Origin of the sequence: Myxococcus hansupus, assembly GCF_000280925.3 — a bacterium.
Lineage (GTDB): Bacteria > Myxococcota > Myxococcia > Myxococcales > Myxococcaceae > Myxococcus > Myxococcus hansupus.
In genome coordinates this window covers 3,187,768-3,209,233 of record NZ_CP012109.1, presented here as the reverse complement: position 1 = coordinate 3,209,233, position 21,466 = coordinate 3,187,768, and the positions used below count along the sequence as shown (strand labels likewise).

The window sequence follows — 21,466 nt, the reverse complement described above, 5'->3', positions numbered from 1 at the left end:
GATGACCGCGCTGTGTCCGCTCCCAGGCCCGGCGGCGCCGCGCGCCAGGGCCCGTGCCTTACACGTGAGGCCTGGGCCGGAAGGCCACGGCCCCACTGACGCGCGCGACGTCTTCCTCCCGCTCCTCTTCGCGGACGCCGTCGCGAAACACGCTGTAGGCCCAGTACAAGGCGTTGTCCCAGCGGGGCAGCAACCCCTTCTGGGACGGATTGGCCACCAGCGAGTAGATGCCCGTCACCGTCAACACGGCGGGAATCAACTCGTACAGGCCCGCGCCGGTCAGCTCACGGGCCAGTCCGTTCAACCGCCGGACGCCATCCACGATGTGCTCGGCCGGTGCCTTGCGCGAATGCGACAGGGCCTTCGCATCCACGATGCCGTCCAGACCCGCGGAGTCGACGATGGCCGCGAGGAGCGACTCCACGTCGGCGGCATCCGGGCTGTATTCGATGAGCAGGCTGCCCGTGAGCGGCGCATGCGTCGTGCTGAACACGCCTTGCGTCTCCCCCAGCTCGCCGCGCACGCGGTCCGCCAGCTCCGAGGCATCCCGGAAGCAGTCCGCGCGCACCCGGAGCCGGCCCGGGGAGTGGTGGACGAGCAGCAGCCACTGCCCCTCGATCGTTCCCGAGTCCGGGTCGAGCCTCATGCGTGTCCCTCCCGGCCGTTCTCCATCGGACGGGCGCTGGCATCCGCCGGCCGCCGGCGCGGCGCCTGATGGCTGTCGGCACGCGAGCGGGCCTCGGCGATGAGGTCGGAGAGGTACTCGCGCTCGGTCGCGATGAGCCGCCGCGTCCACCCCATGAGGTCGAACGCGGCCGTCGCCACGGAGACGACGGCGCCGCGCGAGGTGTCCACGGTGCTGCGTGCCATCCACCCCGTGGCCACGCCCGCCAGGAAGGCGACCGCCGTCTTCATACGGCCCCCGGCATCATCTGCGAGTCCACGCCCAGCCCCAGCTCCCGGGCCGGAGGCATCCGCTCATCGCGCGGCGAGGCCCCGTCCGCGCGGGCCACGGCCACGATGCCGTTGGCGCGAAGCTGCTTCACCAGGGACTGCACCCGCTCGCGCCGCAGCGGACGGTGAAGCGCGCTGGCCGCCTGCCGCAGCAACTGCCACTCGGCGGTCGACGTGGTCAGGTCCACGGCGGCGACCACCTCCAGCGCGTGCAGGAAGGCGTCGCGCGCCGACTCGGGCACCTCGACCAGCCGCGACTGCCACGAGGTGTCGTCCTCCACCAGGCGCTCCAGCACCCGCTTGCGCGCCGCGGACGGACTGTTGCGCAGCAGGTGCGCCAGCATGACGGCCTCTTCCGCGCGCAACGCGCCATCCGCGTTGAACAGGAACCAGGCGCCCTCGATGAGCAGCTCCACGCACCGGGCGTCCAGGGCCCGCACGGTGGAGAAGGCGTCATCCAGCGCACGGCGGTAGCGCACGTACTCCACCGCGGCCTCTCCAAACCGGCGGGTGTGGCGCCAGCTCGTCACCGACGACGTGGCGACACCCACGAACGGCACGATGTTGCGCAGCACGCTCTCCCCCAGCAGCAGGTTGCCGAGCTTCCGCTCCATCTCGTCCGGGTCCGCCATCAACATGTCGCCCACCCGCTCCGCGCCCTCCTTGGCGCCATGCGACCCGGCGCTCGCGGTGAGCGCGTGCAGATGGAGGAAGTCCCACGGGTCATCCGGGTCGATGCGCACGCCAAACGCGGACGCCACGTCACACGTCATCCGCGCCTGGATGAGCGAGCGCAACATCGTGTCCAGGCCGATGGCGGCGCCCGCCACGGGCACGGCCACGAGGGCACCCAGGAAGCCCGTGTCCACGGTGAAGACAGTCGCGCTGGTGGAGACCCCCGCGGCGCTCGCGCCCACCAGTGCCGCCTCCTTGCAGGCGCGGCGGATGATGGCCTTCGTGTCGGAGGGCCGGAGCGTACGGGCCCCCGCGCCAGCGGCGGCCTGCCGCGCCTCATGGTGTCGCACGAAGGCGGTCACCAGCCGGGCGTGCCACGCGCCGGTGCGGAGGTCCTCGAGGCGCAACTCCCGTCCGAGCTTCTCGGCGAAGTCTCGCAACGGGTGCAGTACGGCCGCCGGCGTCGCGGCATCTTCCGGGTGGAACGAAGCAGTTCGTGTCATTGGGCTTGCGTGCGGAAACGGCCGTCCGCGTCTGACCTGGCAGGCGCGACACGGCCGGTGGGGGGCATCCGATGTGGGCATCCACGGTTCGGCGCACTCAAGCTAGAGGCTTTCCGCGCCAGGAGAACCGGTCCGGCGGGATGACCGCCACGCCGCCCGGTTGACGGCACGGGAGGCCCACGGGCCCCTTCCAGCACTCAGCGCGAAGCCACCGTTGCCCGCGCGAGCCGCAACAGCCCGGTGAGCTCGACGCGCGCCGCGGCCTTGGCCTGCGCGTCCTGCCCCCGCTGCGCCAGGAGCGCCGTCACCATCGCGGCCGAGGCGGACTTTGCCCGCGCCCAGGCCTCGGTCTCCGCGTCCGCCTCGTTCGTCGTCACGGCGGCCCAGACCTCACACAGGTCGCTGGCCCCGTCCGCGAAGGCGGCCACGGCGGGCTTCCCATCCAGGATGGATTGATTGCGAACATCTCCCAGCGCCCCGGCGACGACGTGCGCCTGACGCGGGCCTTCATCGCGGGCTCGCGCGAACAGCGCCGCGACAGGTGCCCCTCCGTCGATGCGCTCCGCGCACCGCCGAAGCCACTCAGCGCAGATGTCGAAGGCCGAGGGCGCGGGGAAGCTCGCCGTCAGCCAGCCCAACAAGGGATAGAGGTGCTCGGAGCGCTCCCAGGCCTCTGCCACCGAGCCCAGGGAGATGCCCGACTTCTGGAAAATCGACAGCAGGAACGCGTCAGGTGCTTCAGTCATCGTGGCGCCCACTCTGTCCCCAGGGTGGGCGTCCGGCAACTCCCGCTGGCGGTTACGGTGCGCCCCCCGCGGGCAGCGACAGGTAGTGTTCACCCAGCTCCGTCAGTGTGCCCGCGGCGCCCAACAGGCTCGCGAAGCACGGGTCGTTCGTCCAACGCCCGGTGAACCACGCATAGCGGAACACGTCGGCGCGACGCTCGCAGACCGCCACCATCTCCGTCATCTGCACCCGCTGCTTGGCGACCGAATCAATCTGCGCGCCGTCCGGCTGACTGTGGCAGTTGGCGAACTCGGTGACCCAGAACGGCTTGCCGTACTTCGTGAGCCGGTTCAGGTGGTAGTCCAAGCCGTAGTCGTACCAATGGAACCCGAGGTAATCGATGCGGGGATCTCGATTGCCATTCGCGGCGCGGTACGCGGCATAGAACGCGTCCAGCCAGACCACGGGGTCTCCGTAGCCCGCCATCGTGCCCCAGTTCATCGCGGGCCCCACCAGCTTGACGCCGGTGTTCTGCGCGACGCGCTCATACCGAGGCCACAGCGCCGCCGCGGCCTGGGGCGACATGTTGGCCTGGTCCGTGAGGTTGGGCTCGTTGAGGAGCAGCAGGTACTGGATGCGGGGATTCGCCCGGAGGATGGACTCGATGCGGTCCGCGTCGAAGTTCCCGTTCCAGAGCATGGGGATGAAGTCCATGCCGTAGCGGGTCTCGAAGTCCGAGGGCACGCCCGGATGCGGCGTGGGGCTCCAGTTGTACCACCAGCTCACGCCCGGGGCGACGGCCGCCATGTCCTCCGGCGTCGCGAGGTCGAAGGCCAGTCCCCGCTTCACGCTCTTGGTGGCCACGCCGCCGCCATCGGGCGCGCCGGTCCCCGCGTCCTCCCGCGAGTCCGTGCCTGGCTTCGGTGAATCACCGCCGCAGCCCAGCGACAGGGCCGCGGACAACCCCATGACGATGAGCGGGAGGCGCATCAGGGCTGCCCGCCAACGGGAGCCGCGGGAGACGCGGGCTCGCGCCCCTTCAGCAGGGACAGCAGCCCCGCCAACAGGCCCACCCCGGGAGAGCCCCCCAACAACGCGGCGCCGAAGATCCAGCGGTTGTACTCATCGGCGGTGGGTGCACCGGGCACGTCGTCTGAGCTGAACATCCACATCACGGCCGACACGCCCACGACCAGCGTCACGACCGCGGAGATGATGAGATACGACTTCCACGAGCCGTACCCCTTGCGGTTCGCGAAGAAGTGAATGAGCAGCGCAATCGCTCCGAGCATGCCCCCGCCCACGACCGCCAGGGCCAGGGCGCCAAAGATGACCATTCCCATGGCGGCGCATCCTAGACGCCGGGCCAGGGCCTGGATACGGCGCGGTGCCGCGCCGGTAACGGCCAACCTCGGATTTCTGAGAGAACGAGGCATGGCGGGTGCGGCAAACCTTGAGATTCACTCACCAGAATCCAAGCACGCGTCTTGCTTTGACACGCGCCGCGTTCAAGCCGCCCAGGAGTCTCCATGACCATCCCCCGCATTGGCATCCTCTCCCGCTGCGCCGCTGTCCTGCTCCTCTCCGGCTGTGAAAGCGGCCCGTCCGATCCCACGCCTTGCCGTTCGGTCCCGCTCGGGAACTTCGCCGCCTGCCTGCCACCGGAGGAGTTTCCCCACGTGGAAGCCCCGGGCGAGGTCGCTCGCTCCACGACGCCGCGCGACCCGGAGCGCGTCGCCACCGCGCTGGAGTTCCAGGAAGTCGCCAGCGGCAACACCCAGCTCGCCTTCGCCCTCTATCAGCGCAGCATCTCCGGAACGGAGAACCTCTTCTTCTCGCCCTACAGCGTCTCGTCCGCCTTCTCCATGCTCTACGCGGGCGCCCGGGGACAAACCGAGGCCCAGATGGCCCAGGCGCTGAACTTCACGCTCCCTCAAGAGCGGCATCACCTGGCGATGCGGGAGCTGGCGGACTTCGTCATCACCGACGCCTCCGCGCCGACCTCCGGCTCCGGCACCGCGCCGGCCTTCCACTCCATGAACTCGGCCTGGGCGCAGCAGGGCACGCCCCTCCATCCCGCCTTCCTGGACACGCTCGCCCACGACTACGACAGCGGCGTGCACCTGATGGACTTCCAGGGCCAGACCTCCCGTGCCCGCGAGGAAATCAATCAGTGGATCGAGACCCGGACCGGTGGCCGCATCCAGAACCTCCTGAATGAAGGCACCGTGACGAACGCCACGCGTCTCATGCTCGTCAACGTGCTCTTCTTCCACGGGTCCTGGTCAACGCCCTTCCTGGCGAATGGCACCCAGGACCAGCCCTTCACGGCCTTGGACGGAACGAGCCACTCCGTGCCGACGATGCGCGGCGGCAAGGGGCAGTACCTGCGAGGCGACGGCTTCGAAGCCGTCACCCTGGGTTATCGCCACGACGAGTACCGCATGCTGATTGTCGTCCCGGAGCAAGGCCGCTTCGCGGAGGTCGAGGCGCGGCTGTCTCCAGGGTTCCTCACGCAGCTCCGCGCCGGACTTGAGTCGCGGCACCTCGACATCCGGCTGCCCCGTTTCAAGATTGACTCCACGCCCGACCTCGTCCCGGTGCTGAAGTCCCTGGGGATGACGGATGCCTTCACGTCCAACGCGGACTTCTCGGGGCTCTCTTCCGAGCGGTTGCTGCTGTCCTCCGTGAGCCACAGGGCCTACGTGTCCGTGAACGAGCGCGGCACGGAAGCCAGCGCCGCCACGGCGGTGGGCACGGCGCCCGCGTCGGACCCCGAGACGGTCCACGTGAACCGGCCCTTCATCTTCACCATCGAGCATGTGCCCACGCGGCAGCTCCTGTTCCTCGGGCGCTACGTGAAGCCGTGATGTCTGGCGGCACCGCCGGACTGTTAGGCTGTGCCGCCATGAGTCTCCTCCAACGTCCAACGCCGCGGCGCAAGCGTGCCGCGGACCGGTCCGCCTCGGCGAAGGTGAATCGCGACGTGCGCGCGCAGTTGCTGCGATTGGACCGCATCGACAGTCAGCTCCGCGCGGCCTGGGTGCAGACGGCGTTCAAGGACCGGTCCCTCGAACGCCAGCTCGACGCACTGACGACCACCGGCATTGACTGGCTGCGAGGCGTCATCGCGGAGCATGGCTGGCCGGGCCACAAGCTGGTGGGGGCCTCCGCGGCGGCCGCCGCATGGCGACTGGTCCAGCATGCCGAATGCGCCATCACCTTCCAGCGACGGTGCTTGAGACTGTTGCGCGACGCGGCGAAGCGCGGCGACGTCCCCATCGAGCAGGTGGCCTACCTCACGGACGTGGTGCGCATGCGTGAGGGAAAAAAGCAGCTCTATGGAACGAAGTTCCGCAAGGTGAAGGGCGAGTTCGTTCCGTATCCCATCGAGAGGCCAGACACCGTTGACGTCAGGCGCGAAGCGCTGAACCTTCCCCCGCTGGAGGTGTATGCCCGGCGCATCCGCCGGCACTTCCTTCCCACCTGACCGGAGACACCGTGCGTCATGGATTCGACTGGGAACGTTTCGTGGAGCGGCACTGGGAGAAGACACCGGCGCGAATGAAGCTGCCGGCCCCCGTCCTCTCCGCGGGAGAGGTCTTTCAGCGCACCGCGGCCACCTGCGAGCCCTTCCGACACGGCACGCGGTTTCGCGCCCTGCCCGACGTCCGCTTCTACGTGGGACACGCCCGGCTGGCGTCACCGGGCCCCCTCCTCCCTGGTCACGACGACGCCACCCTCGGTGGCTACCTGGACCGTGCCTCCGGAGGGCTCGAAGGCGCGTCCTTCCAAATCCAGGTTGAACAGCCCTTCATGTTCGACTTCAGCCTCTGGGGCGCCGTGCGCGGCTTCCTCCGGGGGTTGATGGAGCGCGTGGGTGTCCCCGTGCTGCCCGCCACCACGGAGCTGGTGCTGGGCCGCTTCAGCCGGGGCCCCTTGGGATTGGCGAAGCGGCCCCACCATTCGCGCTTCACCCTGGTGCTCCAGGGCCAGCTTCGCGTCCGGCTCTGGAAGAAGCTCTGGGGCCAGCCCGCGAACGAGACGGTGGACTTCGACCAGCATCTCCACGAGGCCACGACGCTGGAAGCCCGGGCCGGAGAGTGCCTCTACATCCCGTCCCAGCGCTGGCATCTCGAAGAGGCGCCGGGTGACTGCATGGCGCTCCACGTCTGGATTCCCGTCAAGGGCAGCCGGCCCACGGATGAGGTGAAGCGCGTGCTCGTGTCGATGCTCGAACGCGAGGCCGAACACGACGAGACGGTGCCCTACCTGTCCTATCCCTGGCGCCGGCCCCGCGCGGGCCGACGGGCCACCGTGGAGCGACTGGAGCAGACCGCGGACACGCTCCACACGCTGACCCGGGAGGCCGAGCTTCAGCAAATGCTCCGCATCACCTGGGCCCGGCGTGTCAGCGCCTGCGCGCTCGAGCCCGTGCCCCCACCGGATACGGCGACCGCGTTGAAGGACACGCTGCACGTGCGGCGCACGCCCTCCACGGACATCCTCCGGATGAAGGACCCTTCGGGCCTGTGGATATGGGCCGTGAATGGCCACGCGTTTCCGGGGCCCGGCGAGGCCCTGGCGCGGCGGCTGTTCGACGCCCTGGACACCGGCGCCCCCTGCCGCGTCGACGCGCTCTGCGGCCTGGGGCGCACCGCCGCGCAGCGCGAGGAGGTCCGCGTCCTGCTGGGCTCCCTGCTGCGGCTGCGCGGAATCCAGGCCGTGGCCGGGACGGAGGTCTGACACATGCCCGCGCTCGAAATCACGCATCGCTTCGACTGGGACACCTTCGTCGCGCGCTATTGGAACCAGCGCCCGGTGCTCTTCAAGGGAACGGGGGCCTCGCCCTTCACGGCCGAGGACACCTTCGAGGCCGCCGCCAGCGCCACCCGGCACTACCTGTCACGGAGCTACGCCTCGAACTCCCGCCCGGAGATCACCTTCACGGTGGACCGGCTCCGGCAGCTCTTCGCCAGGGAGTGGCTGCCCCAGGCGAAGGATGGCTCCCTGGATGGCTATGACGCCCGCCTCGCGGCCCGGCTGGGCGAGCAGCGCTATGCCCTCATCGTCTCCAGCCTGCACAGCTTCAGCCACCTGCTGTGGTCCCGCGAGCGCGACTTCTTCTCCGAGCTGTGGCGGCGCGTGGGACTTCCCCAATCAGGCGGCATCACCACCCTGTTTCATGGCACCTACGAAAGCAGCCCCGTAGGCGTCCACATGGACCGGTTCACGACCTTCCTCTTCGCGCTCCGGGGCCGCAAGCGCATGCGCTTCTGGGCCCGGCGCCCCTGGCGTGAAGACGTCTCCACCATCCTGGACTATCAGCCCTATCTGAAGTCGTCCTTCGTGGCCGAGGTCGAGCCCGGAGACATCCTCTACTGGCCCTCCACCTACTACCACGTGGGCGAAAACACAGGCACGGGCGTGGCCAGCAGCGTGAATGTCGGCATCCCCATCAGCGGACACCCGCCCCTCTTCTCCGTCGACGACCTGCTGCGCGGGATGCTCGACGAGACCTCCCTGGCGGAGCAGCAGTGGAAGCAGACGCGGCTGGCCCGCGTGAAGGCCTCGCCCTTGGACCGAGGCGCGTTCGAGAACAAGGGCGTCCTGTCCGCGCGGTTGCCTCGCGCGCTCGCCGAGGCGGTGGAGGCGTTTCATGACGTCAGCGCGCCACAGGAAGCCCAGCGGCACATCCAGGCCACCTGGATGAAACGGCTCTCCGCCGGAGGCTTCGAACCCGTTCCAGCCCCTGCTCGCACCCGGCGGCTGCGCGATTCGCAGCGCATCCGGGTGGACTCACGCTTCCCCGTGCTCTTCGAACGCGACGGGGCCCGGCAGTGGCTCTGTGCCGTCAATGGCCACGCGCTGCGAGGAATCGGCGGAGGAAAAACAGTCGAAACGTTGTTCCAACGATTGAACACAGGACGGGCGGTGTCCGTGGGTGAGCTGATACAGCCCTTTCGAGCACGACACACCGCGACACACGACGCGGATATCATTGCCGCGACGCGTGACGGAATGCGCAGCCTCCTGGAAAAACTTCATACATTCCGCTCAATCACTCTCACCCCTTGACGCATCCGTCATCAAAGCCCACGCTACGCCCGCAGTTCGCCCACACCGACGGAGGAGAGTCATCATGACGAAAGCGAAGTCGAAGGCGCCCCAGGCTTCCAAGCAAGCCAAGCAGAAGCTCGTGGAGATGATGCGCGAGATGGAGAAGTCCACCTCGCCCTCGGCAACGAAGGCCGCCGCGAGGACCTGCATCAAGGTCTACTGCTCCCCCTACTGACAGCAGTCTTCCGGGCCGCTGGGAGGCGTCAGCGGCCCGGAGCCCAACCTGCGCAGTGTGCCTGACGAAACCGATGCAAGGCATTCTGGAGCAGGCAGCCGCGCTCACTATCCTGTCACCCTCCTACATCCACCCAGGAGCCGTGACATGAAAAGCGCCGTCGAGCTGCATGGGAATCCACTGAGCGAGACGTCCCTCGCCGCGATGCGGCGCTGGCTCCTGGAGGTCGACGTGTTGGGGTACCTGCCCCAAATCGTCGCCACGGAGTCGGAAGGACGGCTGTGGACCTACTTCTGGTTCGGCATCCGCCGCATCGACGACCTCGTGGACGCGCACGGGTTCCAGATTCTGGATGACCCCAACGCCTTCACCGAGGACCTGGACGCCATTCGCGTGCTCCGCGAGTTCATGGCCGCGGCCCCCACGCTCATCGACGGCCGCCGTCGGCTCATCGAGCAGATCCGCTCCTTCTACGCGGAGCGCGAGTACCTGGCGCTGGGCCGCCCGCTCACCGTCAAGGAGCTGTTCTCCCTCTGGTACCTGAAGGCCGGCCCTGGCGCGTACATGGTGCAGCGCCTCCAGCTTTCCGACGTGGACGAGGCCACGGTGCGCCGCATCGTGAAGCTGTCCGCCGTGGGCCTCCAGATGTTCGACGACCTCGTGGACCTGCAGGAGGACCTCGACCTGGGCCGCTTCTGGTTGAGCGCCGAGGAGCTGGAGCTGCTGGGGCTGACCATGACGCCTCCCGCCTCGCTCCCTTCCACCGCGGGCGAGCGCATCGTCCGGATGCGCAAGGCCATCTGCCTGGAGTACTTCCTGGCCGTCCACGACGAGGCCTCACGCCTCACCTCGCCGGAGAGCCGGAAGATCGCCACGGCGTTCGCGGAGGGCTGGCTGAGCTTCCTGCAGCAGGGCTACCTCAAAATCTATGGGGCGAAGGAGACCAAGCCCTGGAGCGCCATCCAGACGGCCCTGAAGGCCATCCCAGGCTCGGAGACGGTGAAGCTGCCGGTGCTGCGCTCCTTCTTCTCCCTCATCTCCGCGCTGCCGCTGCCGCCCGTGGACGTGGCCGCCAGCCGTCGTGAGTTGCAGCAGCTCGGAGGCTGCCCCGCGGCCCTGGCCCCGGCCGTCGCGCTGGAGGTCATGGGCGCCTGCGAGGCGGAAGGCGACCGCGAGTCCTTCGACCAGCCCGGCCCGAAGGCCAGCGCGCTGGAGCGCCTGCTCCTGGCCACGCCGGCGAAGAGCACGGCCGCGGACTTCGCCCGGAGCTGCCGCGAGTCCGCCGCGGGCTCGCCGTCCAACCTGCGCGACCCGGGCCTGAAGGAGGTCTTCAACAGCGGCCGCGAGTTGGCGGAGCGCACCGCGCGCCACTCCATCGCGGCCCGCGACAACTTCCTCCAGCAGCTCCGCCCGGGCTCCCGGCGAAACCCCGCGGTGGACGCGGAGCTCGCGGAGCAGTTCGCCCGTGACAGCGCGGACTGGGTCGCGCTGAGCATCGAGACGGTCGCGGCGGCGGCCCGGGAGCTGCGCGGCGGCTGCCGGAAGTAGCCACCGCGGCCTCTCAGCGCGGCACGAGCGGCAGCCGCGCCAGGCCACGCATCATCAACGAGTCCACGTACTCCCGGCGTGCGTCCGCGCGGCGCACGCCGGGGAGCAGCGGCACCAGCTCCTCCAGCGCCACGCGGGCCTCCAGGCGCGCGAGCCCCGCGCCCAGGCAATGATGGATGCCAAAGCCAAAGGCCCGGTGCGGCGAGGGCGTGCGCGTCACGTCGAAGGTGTCTGGCGACTTGAAGGCACGCTCGTCCCGGTTCGCCGCCCCCAGCAGCAGGGCCATGTTGGAGCCCGCGGGCAGGCGCACCCCACCCACGTCCACGTCCTCCACCGCCGAGCGCAGGGTGAACTGCACCGGCGACTCCCAGCGCAGCGTCTCCTCGACGAGCCCCGGAATCTTCTCCGGCGCCCCCTGCACGAGAGCGAGCTGCTCCGGGTGGTCCAGCAGCGCGGCGACGGCGTTGCCAATCAGATTGGTGGTCGTCTCATTGCCCCCCAGGAGGAGCGTGTGGATGAAGCTGAACAGCTCCTCTTCATCGAGCACCTCCTTCTGCGCCGGATCCACGAGCACGCTGATGAGGTCTTCCGTTGGCGCCTGGCGCCGCTTCTCCACCAGCGTGCGCATGTAGGCGCGAAACTCCGTGAGGACGTCGAAGAACTCGCGCATCGGCCGCGTGTCACGGCCCGCGCCGGTGGCATAGGTGATGAAGCCAGCGGCCCACCGCTTGAAGTCCGCGCGCCACTCCGGCTCCACGCCGAGCATCTCCGTCACGATGACCACGGGCAGCGGCACGGCGAGCCCGGACACCACGTCGAACGGCTGCCCCGCACGGAGCGGCGCCAGGCATTCATTGACGAGCTCGCGGATTCTCGGCTCCCAGGAAGCGATGGTGCGCGGCGTGAAACAACGGCTCACCATGCCCCGGAGCGCGCCGTGCCGAGGCGGGTCCGAGTTGATGATGGCGTCCGGCGGCCCCTGGAAGAACTTCTGCACATCCACCCGGCCCCGCACGACCAGGCGCAACAGTGAGGGCACGTCCCCAAGTTCCGGACGCTTGTTCTCGAACATCACCGCCGTCATCGCCCGGGATGAGAATTGCTCGGGCCGGCGCAGGACGAAGTCGACGTCAGCGTGTCGTGATACACAGAACAGCTTCGCCTTGGGTGCCCAATGCACGGGGCTGTGCTCCCGCAGCGCGCGGTAGACTGGGTATGGGTCCTCCCAGTGCACGGAAGAGAACGGCTCGAACTCCACCAGCGGACGGACGCCCCACAGTGCGTTTGACATTGCAGCCACTCTCACATTCGTGTTTACGAATCACGTCATGAATTCACAAACCCATCCAGTCACGGAGCCGACGCCCTGGCTCATCCGGCGGAAGCCCACCGCGGCGCCGCGCCTGCGGCTGTTCTGCTTTCCCTATGCGGGCGCGGGCAGCCTTCCCTACTTCAAATGGCCGGACCTGCTCCCAGAGGCAGACATCGAGGTGTGCGCCATCCAGCCTCCCGGCCGGGAGAGCCGCCTCCATGAGCCCTCCGTGGAGGAGCTGCCCCGGCTGATGGACGCCCTCGTGAAGGAGCTGTCGCCCCTCCTGGGCGCGCCCTTCGCCTTCTTCGGCCACAGCCTGGGCGCCCTCATCGCCTTCGAGCTGACCCGCGAGCTGCGCCGCCGGGGACTGCCGCTGCCCCAGGCGCTCATCGTCTCCGGCGCCGAGGCGCCGTCGCGGCGCAGCGGCCTGCCGCCCCTGAGTGGCCTCAAGCGGGATGACTTCATCCGTGAGCTGAGCGCCCGCTACGACGGAATCCCTCAGCAAGTCCTGGCACAGCCCGAGATTCTGGACCTCATCCTCCCCATCCTGCGCGCCGACCTGAAGCTGTCGGAGAGCTATATTTACCAGGACGAGCCGCCGCTCCCCGTGCCAGTCTGTGCATTGGGCGGCACGCGGGATCCGCGTGTGTCTGAAGCCGCGCTGGAGGACTGGCGGCGGCAAACACAGAAATCCTTCTCCATGAAGATGTTTCCGGGCGGCCATTTCTTCATCAATGAAATGACCGTCCAGGTTGTCCAGGCCGTTCAAAACGAACTCACCCCCACGACAGGTCTCACATCATGAACCGAGACACCCTCCTCAAGGAACTGACCCACTACGTCGTCGAGGAGCTCCTGGATGGAGACTCCAACGAGCTCGACGCGTCCACCCCGCTGCTGGAGCTGGGCGTGCTGAACTCGCTGGAGACGGCGCGGATGATGGCCTTCGTCCAGAAGAAGTACGGCATCTCCGTCCCCGCGGAGGCGCTGAAGGTGGAGAACCTCCAGACGCTCTCCGCCATCACGGACCTCGTCTACGACGCGAGGCCCCGCCAGCCGTAGTCGCTCAGCGGCCGCGCCGGAGCATGGCCTGGACGGCATCGTCGTCCAGGCTGTCCACGTCGGCCAGGAGCGCCTCCAGCTCGGTGTCCTGGGGCGCCTCCTCCACGGGCGTGGCCTCCTCCTCCCGCAGGCCCAACACCTCCGCCGCCAGGTAGTCCACCAGCCCGTTGACGGTGGGGTTGTCGAAGGCCACCGTCGCGTGCAGCGAGGTGCCCAGGCTGCGCTGCAGGACGTTGCGCAGCTCCACGGACATCAGCGAGTCCATGCCGAACTCGAAGAAGCCCTGGTTCGGGTCGAGCGGCTCCGTCGGCGGACGCCCCAGCACGCCATTCACCAGCGTGCCCACGTGCGCGCGCAACGCGCCTCGGCGCTCCTTGGGCGGCAGCTTCTCCAGCTTCTGACGAATGCCCTCGCTCGCGGCCGGGCCCGGCTTCTCGATGAAGGCCTCGAAGAGCGGCGAAGCACCTCGGCGTCCGAGCACCGCCCAGTCCACCGGAAGGACGCCGAGCTGTCCCTTGAGCCCCAGGGCCTGTTCAAAGGCCTGAAGCCCGTCTTCCAGCGGAATCACGCCGAAGCCCAACTGCTCCATGCGACGGCGAATCGAGTCCTCCGCCGCCGCGCCCACGTCGGCCCAGGCGCCCCAGTTGAGGCTCAGTCCGGGCAGGCCCTGTGCCTGGCGGTGACGCGCGAGCCCGTCGAGGAAGGCATTGGCGGCCACGTAGTTGGCCTGTCCCGCCGAGCCGATGAGGGACGAGGCCGAGGAGAACACGACGAAGAAGTCCAGCGCCGTGCCCTGGAACACCTGGTGAAGGTTCCAACCACCGGAGACCTTGGGCGCGAAGGCCTTCGCCAGCCGCTCCGGCGTCATCTGCACGAAGAGGCCATCATCGATGACGCCCGCGGAGTGGACCACGCCCCGGATGGGCGGCATCCGTCCGGAGAGCTCCGAGACGGCGCGCTCCAGCTCCGAGGCCGCCGCCACGTCGCATTGCAGGACCTGGAGCGTCACCCCGCGCTGCTCCAGCACGTCGAGCCGGGCTCGAGCCTCCGGGGATGGCGCGCGACGGCCCATCAACACGAGGTGACGGGCCCCCCGCTCCACCAGCCGCTCCGCGACGACGAGCCCCAGGCCGCCGAGGCCACCCGTCACCAGGTAGCTCGCGTCGGGCGACAACGTGACGTCGCTCCCCGCGCTCCGCGCCCGACGGCTCCGCACCAGCCGGGCCACGCGGCGGGACGTGCCACGCAGCGCGATTTCGTCCTCGGCGCCGGCGCCGAGCAGCTCGGCCTGGAGCTGCTCGACTTCGTGCCCGGGCGCGCCCGCATCCAGGTCCACGCGGCGACAGTGGAGGTCCGGGTGCTCGCGGGTGATGGACTTGCCCAGCCCCCACAACACCGAGCTTCCGAGGTGGGTGATGCGCTCTTTCTCCGACGTCGACTGCGCGCCACGCGTCACCAGCCAGAGGGCCGTGTCCGCCCCCTTGGCCTCGACCAGCGCCTGGGCCAGCGCGAGCACGCGTGAGGCGTGTCCCAAGGCATGCGCCGGGACGTCATGGCCATCACCGTCGAGGCTCCACAAGTCGACCACGCGCAAGGGCCCTTGCGCCGCGCCCGACGGCAACCGGGCGAGGAGCGCCTGCGCGGACTCACGCCCGCCCGGCGCGTCCGCGCGCACCGTCACGACATGCCATCCGCGCCCCTTGAGCTTTTCGGCGAGCCGCGCTCCCACGCCCGCCACGTCGGACAGGATGAGGCACTGCGTCGTCGGCGCGGAGGACTCCACTGACGGCGCGGCCTCCAGCCGCCGCTCCTGCCACTCCAGCTCATAGAGCCAGCCCTGGAAGCGCTTGCCCTTCGCGCCCAGGAGGCTCTCGCGGGTGATGCGCCGGAGTGACAACCGCTCCACCGTCGCCACGAGGTCTCCGTCCGCCGTCAGGAGCTGGAGATCACACGTGAAGCCAGGGCCCTTCGCGTCATCGCACCGGGACAACGTGGCGTGGGCCCAGACGTCCTTCAAGCCGCTCCGGAGCACCTGGACCTTGCCGACGCCCACGGGCAGGTAGGCCGCATCGCCCTCCTCGTCGAGCACGGCCCCGACCATCTGGAAGCAGGCATCCAGGAGCGCGGGCTGGAGCGTGTACTGCTCCGCCTCGTCCGCCGCGCTGCCAGTGAGGGCCAACCGGCCCAGGACCTCATTTTCACCGCGCCAGAGCTGCTGGATGCCACGGAAGCTCGGACCATAGGCGAGCCCGGCGTGGCTCAGCTTCTCGTAGTAGCCCGCCACCGGGACTTCCCGCGACACCTGCTTCTTCAAGCGCGCGAGGTCCACGCGGGAGCCGTCCGTGGCCCCAGCGGCGGACACCTTACCGTGCGCATGGAGAATCCACGCGGACTCCCCGTCACCGGTGCGCTCTTCCTGGCTGTGGATTTCGAAGCGCCCGCCGCGTTCGCCTTCCGGCGAGTACAGCAAGTGGACCCGGCGCTCACCTGCTTCGGGTAGGAAGAGGGCCTGCGAGAACGTGACCTCGTCGACCGTCCCTCCTGTCCCCGTGAAGAGCGCCGCCCCCGCCGCGAGCGCCATCTCCACGTAGGCCGCGCCGGGCATCAGGACCTGTCCATACACACCATGGTCCTTGAGGAAGGCGGGCTTCGCGGCGCCCACGGAGGACTCGAACTGCCGCGTCTGCGACGGCGAAGCGTGCAGGTGTCCCAGGAGCGGGTGGAGCGGCGTCGGCGCCGTGCTCGCCCCCGGGTAGTCCCAGGAGTCCCCCGTCAGCTCCATCCAGTGACTCCGCCGCTGGAAGGGATACACGGGCAGCGCGACCTTGTATCGCTCTCGCCCCTGGTCCAGGCCCCGCCAGTTCACGGGCACACCCGCGACGTACAGCGCACCGAGCCCCTCCAACAGTTGCTGCCAATCCGAGCGCTCGGGACGCAAGCTCCCCGCCCAGAGCGGGTTCCCCTGCGTGATGCAGGACTGGCCCATCGTCACCAGCGTGGGCTTGGGACCGACCTCCAGGAAGGCCTTCACGCCCGCCTGCTCCAGCGTCTGCATTCCACGGGCGAACATCACCGGCTCGCGGAGGTGCTGCACCCAGTATCGGGGCGTCAGGATTTCCTTCCCCGCCTCGCGCCCGGTCAGGTTGGAAATCAACGGGAGCGTCGGCGCCTGGAAGCGGACCTTCTCCACCGCCCGCGCGAACGCATCGAGGATGGGGTCCATCAACGCCGAGTGGAACGCATGGGAGACGCGCAGCATCGTCCCGCGCTTCCCCTGCCGCGTCAGCTCGGCCACGCAGTCCTTCACCGCGGCTTCACGCCCCGAAATCACGATGTTGCGAGGGCCATTGAAGGCCGCGATGGAGACCTGGCCGTCGTACCGGCCCAGCAGCGCCTCGACCTCGGCGCGCTCGGCGGACACGGCCGCCATGGCGCCTCCGGCGGGCAGCGACTGCATCAGCCGCGCACGGGTGGCGATGAGATCCAGCCCCTCTTCGAGGGTGAATACCCCCGCCACGCACGCTGCCACGAACTCGCCGACGGAGTGCCCCATGACGAAGTCCGGCCGGACGCCCCACTGCATCCACACCTGCGCCAGGGCGTACTCCAACGCGAACAGGGCGGGCTGGGTGAAGCCCGTCTCGTCCAGCCGCGCCCGCGCCTGTGCGTCGCGATCCGCCGGATAGAGCAGGTCGATGAGCGACTGGCCCATCAACGGCCGCAGCACCTCGTCGCACCGAAGCAGCGCCTGACGGAACGCGGGCTCCGTCTTGAACAGCTCTTCCCCCATCCCCAGCCACTGCGCGCCCTGCCCGGTGAAGAGGAAGGCCAGCTTGGGCGCCGCCTCCGCCTTGCCCGTCAGCACCGAGGGTGGGTTCTCCCCCGTGGCGAAGGCGGCGAGCTGCGTGCGCAGCGCATCGTGCGACGTGCCCAGCACCGCCAGCCGGTGACGGAAGGACTCACGCCCCGTGTTCGCGGTGAAGCAGATGTCCTCCAGCGGCTGCGCCGTGAGCTCGGGCTGGCCGAGCGCCTGCGCGTAACGCTGCGCCAGCTCACCGAGCGCCTGCGGCGTCCGCGCCGAGAGCGCGAGCACATGGTGCGGCCGAGGCGTGAGCTCCGGCGTCCGCGGCTGCACGGGCGGAGCCTCCGCGATGAGCACGTGGGAGTTCACACCGCTGAGGCCGAAGCCGCTGATGCCGGCGACCCGGGGCTTCTCGCCCGCCGGCCACGGCGTCACCTGCGTGGGGATGGCGAGGTTCAACTGGTCCCAATCCACGGCCGGGTTGGGCTTGCGGAAGTGCAGGTGCGGGGGAATCTCTCCCTGCCGCATCGACAGCACGACCTTGATCATCCCCGCGGCACCGGCGGCGGACTCCAGGTGTCCGAGGTTCGTCTTCGCCGAGCCGACGAGCAACGGCGCCTCGGGGCTCCGGCCATGACGGAGCACGGCGTCGAGCGCGCGCAGCTCGATGGGGTCGCCCAGCGGAGTCCCCGTTCCGTGGGCTTCGATGTAGCTCACGTCCGAGGGCGACAGGCCCGCGGACTCCAGCGCCTTGCGCAGCAGCTTCTCCTGCGCGGGGCCGTTGGGGACCGTCAGTCCGCCGCTGAGGCCGTCATGGTTCACCGCCGAGCCACGGATGACGGCGAGGATGCGGTCCTTGTCCCGCTGCGCGTCGGAGAGGCGCTTGAGCACCAGGACGCCGCAGCCCTCACCACGGCCGTAGCCATTGGCGGAGGCATCGAACGTCTTCGACCGTCCGTCCGGCGCCAGGGCGCGCATCTTCGACAGGACGATGTTGCTGTCCGGCCGGATGATGACATTCACCCCGCCCGCGAGCGCGAGCGAGCACTCGCCCTGACGCAGGGCCTGACACGCGAGGTGGGCCGAGACGAGCGCGGAGGAGCACGCCGTCGCGACGACCATGGACGGCCCCTGGAGGCCCAGCACGTACGAGACGCGCCCCGCGGAGAAGCTCAGCTCGTTGCCGGTCCCCATGTACGGCAGGTCCCGGGTCTGCACCGCCTTGAAGGGCACGCGGCCGTAGTCACTGCTCAGGAAGCCGACATAGACGCCGGTGTCGCTGCCCGCCAGCGAGCCCGGCGCGATGCCGGCGTCCTCCAGCGCTTCCCACGACACCTCGAGCATGAGGCGCTGCTGGGGGTCGACGTAGTTCGCCTCGCGGGGCGACAGCCCGAAGAACTCGCTGTCGAAGCCGGTGATGGGCTGCGACAGGAAGCCTCCCTCACGGACAATCATCTTCCAGACCGCGTCCGGGTCCGCGGCGTAGTACGCCTCCGCGTCCCAGCGGTCTGGAGGCACCGGCCCCACCGCGTCCACACCCGCGCGCAGCAGGTCCCAGTACGTCGCGGGGTCATTGGCCCCACCTGGAAACCGGCACCCCATGCCAATGATGGCGATGGGCTCCGAGCGCGCGCGCTCCAATCCGTCGACGCGCGCCCGCAGGGTCTTGATTGCCAGCGCCGCTCGCTGCAGCGGCGTCATCGACTCCATCGAGGAAGCATTCTCCTCCGACACGACCCACCCCTTTCACTGCCTAGCTGATTGAAATCTTCTCCAGAGGCTCCGGCGCGGGGCTGACATCCGCGCTGGGAGCACTCGTGCTGCTCGAGCTCACGGGGCACTCGGCCGGGGCGACGGGGGCCGACGCCGAGGGAGGCGCACGGCGGTCACTCGGCCTGGCGCACGCCGCGGGAATCGTGGCGCCCGAGGCGCTCTTCGGCCGCTTCGACATGAACAGGTCGCTCGCCTTCTGGAACGCCTCGCCCAGCGACATCACCGGCTTGGGCGGACGACTCGCCGCCTGCGCATGCGGCGCGGGCTGGACCGGCGGCTGCTTCGCCCGGTCATCGATGGCGGAGTCGATGTGCGCCAGCTCCTGAATCTGCGCGTCGACCAGGTGGGCCACGCCCTTCAGGGCCTCCTGCTTCGCGCGGAAGAGCTGCTGCACGAACTCCCGGCCACCGGGAATCACCGCGTTGGTGAGGTCCGCGATCCGGGCCGCATACATGGGGGAACTGCCAAACGCGCCTTTGGGATAACGACCATCTTGCGTGGACATCAGACACCCCTTTCCTTCTGGAAACTCACGATGAGCCGGTCGCCCTCCATGCGGGCACCCGACGTCGGCAACTGCGCGACCATCCGGGGCAACACGACGTTGCGCCGGACCCCACCCACCTGGATGACGAACTCCTCGCCCCTCCGGGACAGCTCGACCTCACCCTTCGTCACGAAGGGGAGCCGGACCTCCAGCAGGTACGCGTCCACCGCGTCCTTGCGCAGGCCCAGCAAGGGCTGCGGCTCGCCGAGTCGCACCGGGTCCTCGCCCTGGTAGAGCTGCTCGGCGAACGCCTCCAGCGGCACCTCGCCCACCACGTCCCCGACTTGCCGCGAGACCTCGAGCAACAACACCCCGCTGAAGACACCGCGCAGCTTCTCCACGTGCGGCTGCTGCACCCGCGAAAGCTCGGCGTCCGCGCCCTCGCCGTCCGGTGCCAGGCGGTTGATGACGACACAGTCCACGGCGGCTCCGTGGAGGTTGAAGAACGTATAGGCCCGCTGCGTCTCCTGAACGGAGGCCGTGTCCGCGGAGGTCACCAGCCGCAGCGTGGTCACCTCGGGGTTGTGCAGCAGCTCATCCACGGCCTTGAGCCGGTCACGCACCTCCAGGCTGGCCTCCGCGCCGTGGAGGCTCGCGGCCAACAAACGCGCCTTGCGGCCCGGCTGCGTGGGCGCCTGCTGCTTGCGCGCGTACCAGCTCATCGCGGAGACGGTGTTGAGAAGCTGGAGCGCCTCGGAGGTGGACGGACAGTCCACGACGATGAGGTCGTGACGCTGCTCCCGGACGTACTCGCCCAGCCGGAGGAGCGTGACGATGTGGGCCGCTTCGGCCGTCACCGCCACCTCCTCCGCGCTCACGCGCTCCAAGCCACTGCCCACCAGCGCGGCCAGGCCGCCCTGGCCGCTGTTCCATCCCAACCGGAGCTCCTCCGCGACATCCACCTCGTGGAGGGAGAGCTGGTCGTTGATGCCCACCGGCACGCCCCGGGGTCCGGAGAAGAGCGGCGCCTCCAGACCGAACGCGGTGCCCAGACCGCGAGACGTGCCGAACGAAAGCAGCATCGTCCGGAGGCCCCGGCGCGAAGCGGCCAGCGCCGTCGCGGCGGCCACGGTGCTCTTTCCGGCGCCGCCTCTTCCGGAGACAAGAAGAATCCTGACCATCTCAATGCACCTCTCGGGTTGGGTCCGTGCTGGGTGTGGCCTGCGTGTTAGGTCGCCGGGGTCGGCTGCGTCTGGCTGGGCGCGGACTTCTCCATCCAGCCGGACTTGCCGAGCCACGCCTGCGCCCGGTTGAGCTGCATGAGCGTGGACTGCGTGCTCACGAGCTGCTGGACGGTGGACTCGACCTGCTTGGTGTTGCCCGCGGAGAGCGAGTGCTCCACCACGGGATTCAGCCGGAAGTACTTCTTCCGCAGAATCATCCGGCACTGGTGGTCCGCCGCGTCCGAGCCGGCCTCGAGCATCATCTTCACCAGGACCATGGGGTCATGGAAGTCGAGCAGCCAGTTGGAGAAGCCCCAGTTGGCGACGCCGTTACAGAAGCGCGGCGTGAGATAGGAGGACGTGCAGCCGTTGCCCACCGACATCATCAGGATGTTCGTGAGGTCGGGCGGCTCGGTCTCCATCGTCTCGACCTTCTCCGCGCGGCTCTTCCGGGTGATGTTGTTGACGATCTGCGCCAGGGCCACCAGCGACGGGTTGTTGGCGAAGATGCCGCCATCCACGTAGCCGCTCCCCTCGTGCCGCATCCCCTGGTAGATGGGATAGGACAGCGGCGGCGAACCGCTCCGCATCAGCACGTCCACCACCAGCTCGTTGAGATCCGGATCGTTGTCGTGGCCGGTGTTGTGGAACACCTTGGCCTTCCACGTCCGGAGCGCCTTGCGCTGACCATCCAACTGGAAGGACGGCAGCGCGACCTTGCGCTTCAAGTCGCCCAGCCGCAGCGTGGCGCCGAAGTAGCTGCAGAAGAAGTCACGCATGTAGCTCGAATCGAGCAGCGCGCTGTTGCCCGTCAGCGCCAGCGCGGTCCGGGCCAGCCCCACGGCCTTGCGGTTCATCGAGACGACTTCGCCCCAGAAGTCGAGAATCTTGGGGAAGGCATCGTCCGGGTTCTCGTAGCTGGCGAAGAACGCCGCGTTGAACGCCCCCGCGGACGTGCCCGAGAACAGCTCGACGTCGTTCAGCAGTGACTGGGTTTGCCCTTTCGCGGTCAAATTCTCACGAAGCGATTTGAGCATGCCGGCGGTGACATACCCTTCACCGCCAGAAATAGAAGTACCGTCCATCGATAGGACTCGGTGTGGCAT

General features: G+C 69.1%; 19 protein-coding genes. 8 read left to right on the top strand and 11 right to left on the bottom strand.

What is annotated here, in order from left to right; translation table 11 throughout:
* Positions 1-58: 58 nt before the first annotated feature.
* From A176_RS12595 to A176_RS12570, 6 genes are all read right to left on the bottom strand, one after another.
* On the bottom strand, positions 59-646 hold the full coding sequence (locus A176_RS12595) for an HMA2 domain-containing protein (RefSeq protein ID WP_002638580.1): 588 nt from the start codon (positions 644-646) through the stop codon (positions 59-61).
* Positions 643-915: a hypothetical protein gene (locus tag A176_RS12590; protein WP_002638581.1), complete on the bottom strand. Its 273-nt coding sequence runs from the start codon at positions 913-915 to the stop codon at positions 643-645. Before A176_RS12590 ends, A176_RS12595 begins: the two co-directional genes overlap by 4 nt.
* Entirely contained in the window at positions 912-2,132 is a 1,221-nt protein-coding gene (locus A176_RS12585) for a hypothetical protein (protein ID WP_002638582.1), read from the bottom strand. Before A176_RS12585 ends, A176_RS12590 begins: the two co-directional genes overlap by 4 nt.
* A 197-nt stretch (positions 2,133-2,329) precedes the next feature.
* The gene (locus A176_RS12580; protein WP_044889218.1) at positions 2,330-2,878 is read right to left on the bottom strand and encodes a hypothetical protein; all 549 of its coding nucleotides are present in this window, start codon (positions 2,876-2,878) and stop codon (positions 2,330-2,332) included.
* A 52-nt stretch (positions 2,879-2,930) separates the two neighbouring features.
* A complete protein-coding gene (locus A176_RS12575; protein WP_002638584.1) occupies positions 2,931-3,848 on the bottom strand; it encodes a glycoside hydrolase family protein in 918 nt (305 codons plus the stop codon).
* Positions 3,848-4,201, bottom strand: a complete 354-nt coding sequence (locus A176_RS12570) for a hypothetical protein (protein WP_002638585.1) — start codon at positions 4,199-4,201, stop codon at positions 3,848-3,850. The genes A176_RS12575 and A176_RS12570 overlap by 1 nt, the downstream gene beginning before the upstream one ends.
* Positions 4,202-4,387: 186 nt before the next feature.
* On the opposite strand from A176_RS12570, the gene A176_RS12565 reads away from it, so the two are divergent.
* The 6 genes from A176_RS12565 to A176_RS12545 all read left to right on the top strand — a co-directional run bounded on the left by A176_RS12565 (position 4,388) and on the right by A176_RS12545 (position 10,701).
* Positions 4,388-5,728 (top strand): serpin family protein, encoded by a 1,341-nt coding sequence (locus A176_RS12565; RefSeq protein WP_002638586.1) that lies wholly within the window; start codon positions 4,388-4,390, stop codon positions 5,726-5,728.
* A gap of 38 nt (positions 5,729-5,766) precedes the next feature.
* On the top strand, positions 5,767-6,348 hold the full coding sequence (locus A176_RS12560) for a DUF6624 domain-containing protein (protein WP_044889217.1): 582 nt from the start codon (positions 5,767-5,769) through the stop codon (positions 6,346-6,348).
* A gap of 11 nt (positions 6,349-6,359) precedes the next feature.
* Positions 6,360-7,604 carry a hypothetical protein gene (locus A176_RS12555; RefSeq protein ID WP_002638588.1) on the top strand — a complete coding sequence of 415 codons (1,245 nt, stop codon included), beginning with the start codon at positions 6,360-6,362 and terminating at the stop codon, positions 7,602-7,604.
* 3 nt (positions 7,605-7,607) lie between these two features.
* Complete coding sequence (locus tag A176_RS12550; protein ID WP_002638589.1) at positions 7,608-8,936, top strand: JmjC domain-containing protein; 1,329 nt, start codon at positions 7,608-7,610, stop codon at positions 8,934-8,936.
* Positions 8,937-9,000: 64 nt separating this feature from the next.
* Entirely contained in the window at positions 9,001-9,153 is a 153-nt protein-coding gene (locus A176_RS39315; RefSeq protein ID WP_002638590.1) for a hypothetical protein, read from the top strand.
* A 147-nt stretch (positions 9,154-9,300) separates the two neighbouring features.
* Positions 9,301-10,701 (top strand): isoprenoid biosynthesis enzyme family protein, encoded by a 1,401-nt coding sequence (locus tag A176_RS12545; RefSeq protein WP_002638591.1) that lies wholly within the window; start codon positions 9,301-9,303, stop codon positions 10,699-10,701.
* A gap of 13 nt (positions 10,702-10,714) precedes the next feature.
* On the opposite strand, the gene A176_RS12540 is transcribed toward A176_RS12545, so the two are convergent.
* The gene (locus A176_RS12540) at positions 10,715-11,992 is read right to left on the bottom strand and encodes a cytochrome P450 (protein ID WP_002638592.1); all 1,278 of its coding nucleotides are present in this window, start codon (positions 11,990-11,992) and stop codon (positions 10,715-10,717) included.
* A 37-nt stretch (positions 11,993-12,029) separates the two neighbouring features.
* Here A176_RS12540 and A176_RS12535 point away from each other — a divergent pair, with 37 nt between their 5' ends.
* Both A176_RS12535 and A176_RS12530 read left to right on the top strand, forming a co-directional pair.
* The gene (locus A176_RS12535; protein WP_002638593.1) at positions 12,030-12,818 is read left to right on the top strand and encodes a thioesterase II family protein; all 789 of its coding nucleotides are present in this window, start codon (positions 12,030-12,032) and stop codon (positions 12,816-12,818) included.
* A complete protein-coding gene (locus A176_RS12530) occupies positions 12,815-13,075 on the top strand; it encodes an acyl carrier protein (protein ID WP_002638594.1) in 261 nt (86 codons plus the stop codon). The genes A176_RS12535 and A176_RS12530 overlap by 4 nt, the downstream gene beginning before the upstream one ends.
* A 4-nt stretch (positions 13,076-13,079) precedes the next feature.
* Here A176_RS12530 and A176_RS12525 read toward each other — a convergent pair whose 3' ends face one another.
* The 4 genes from A176_RS12525 to A176_RS12510 are packed head-to-tail and all read right to left on the bottom strand — an operon-like array spanning position 13,080 to position 21,466.
* Positions 13,080-18,587 (bottom strand): type I polyketide synthase, encoded by a 5,508-nt coding sequence (locus A176_RS12525; protein ID WP_002638595.1) that lies wholly within the window; start codon positions 18,585-18,587, stop codon positions 13,080-13,082.
* Positions 18,588-18,630: 43 nt separating this feature from the next.
* Positions 18,631-19,104, bottom strand: coding sequence for a hypothetical protein (locus A176_RS12520; RefSeq protein ID WP_021780913.1), 474 nt, complete (start codon positions 19,102-19,104; stop codon positions 18,631-18,633).
* A gap of 50 nt (positions 19,105-19,154) precedes the next feature.
* On the bottom strand, positions 19,155-20,318 hold the full coding sequence (locus A176_RS12515) for an ArsA family ATPase (RefSeq protein ID WP_021780912.1): 1,164 nt from the start codon (positions 20,316-20,318) through the stop codon (positions 19,155-19,157).
* Between the two features lie 47 nt (positions 20,319-20,365).
* Positions 20,366-21,466, bottom strand: coding sequence for a patatin-like phospholipase family protein (locus tag A176_RS12510; RefSeq protein ID WP_044889097.1), 1,101 nt, complete (start codon positions 21,464-21,466; stop codon positions 20,366-20,368).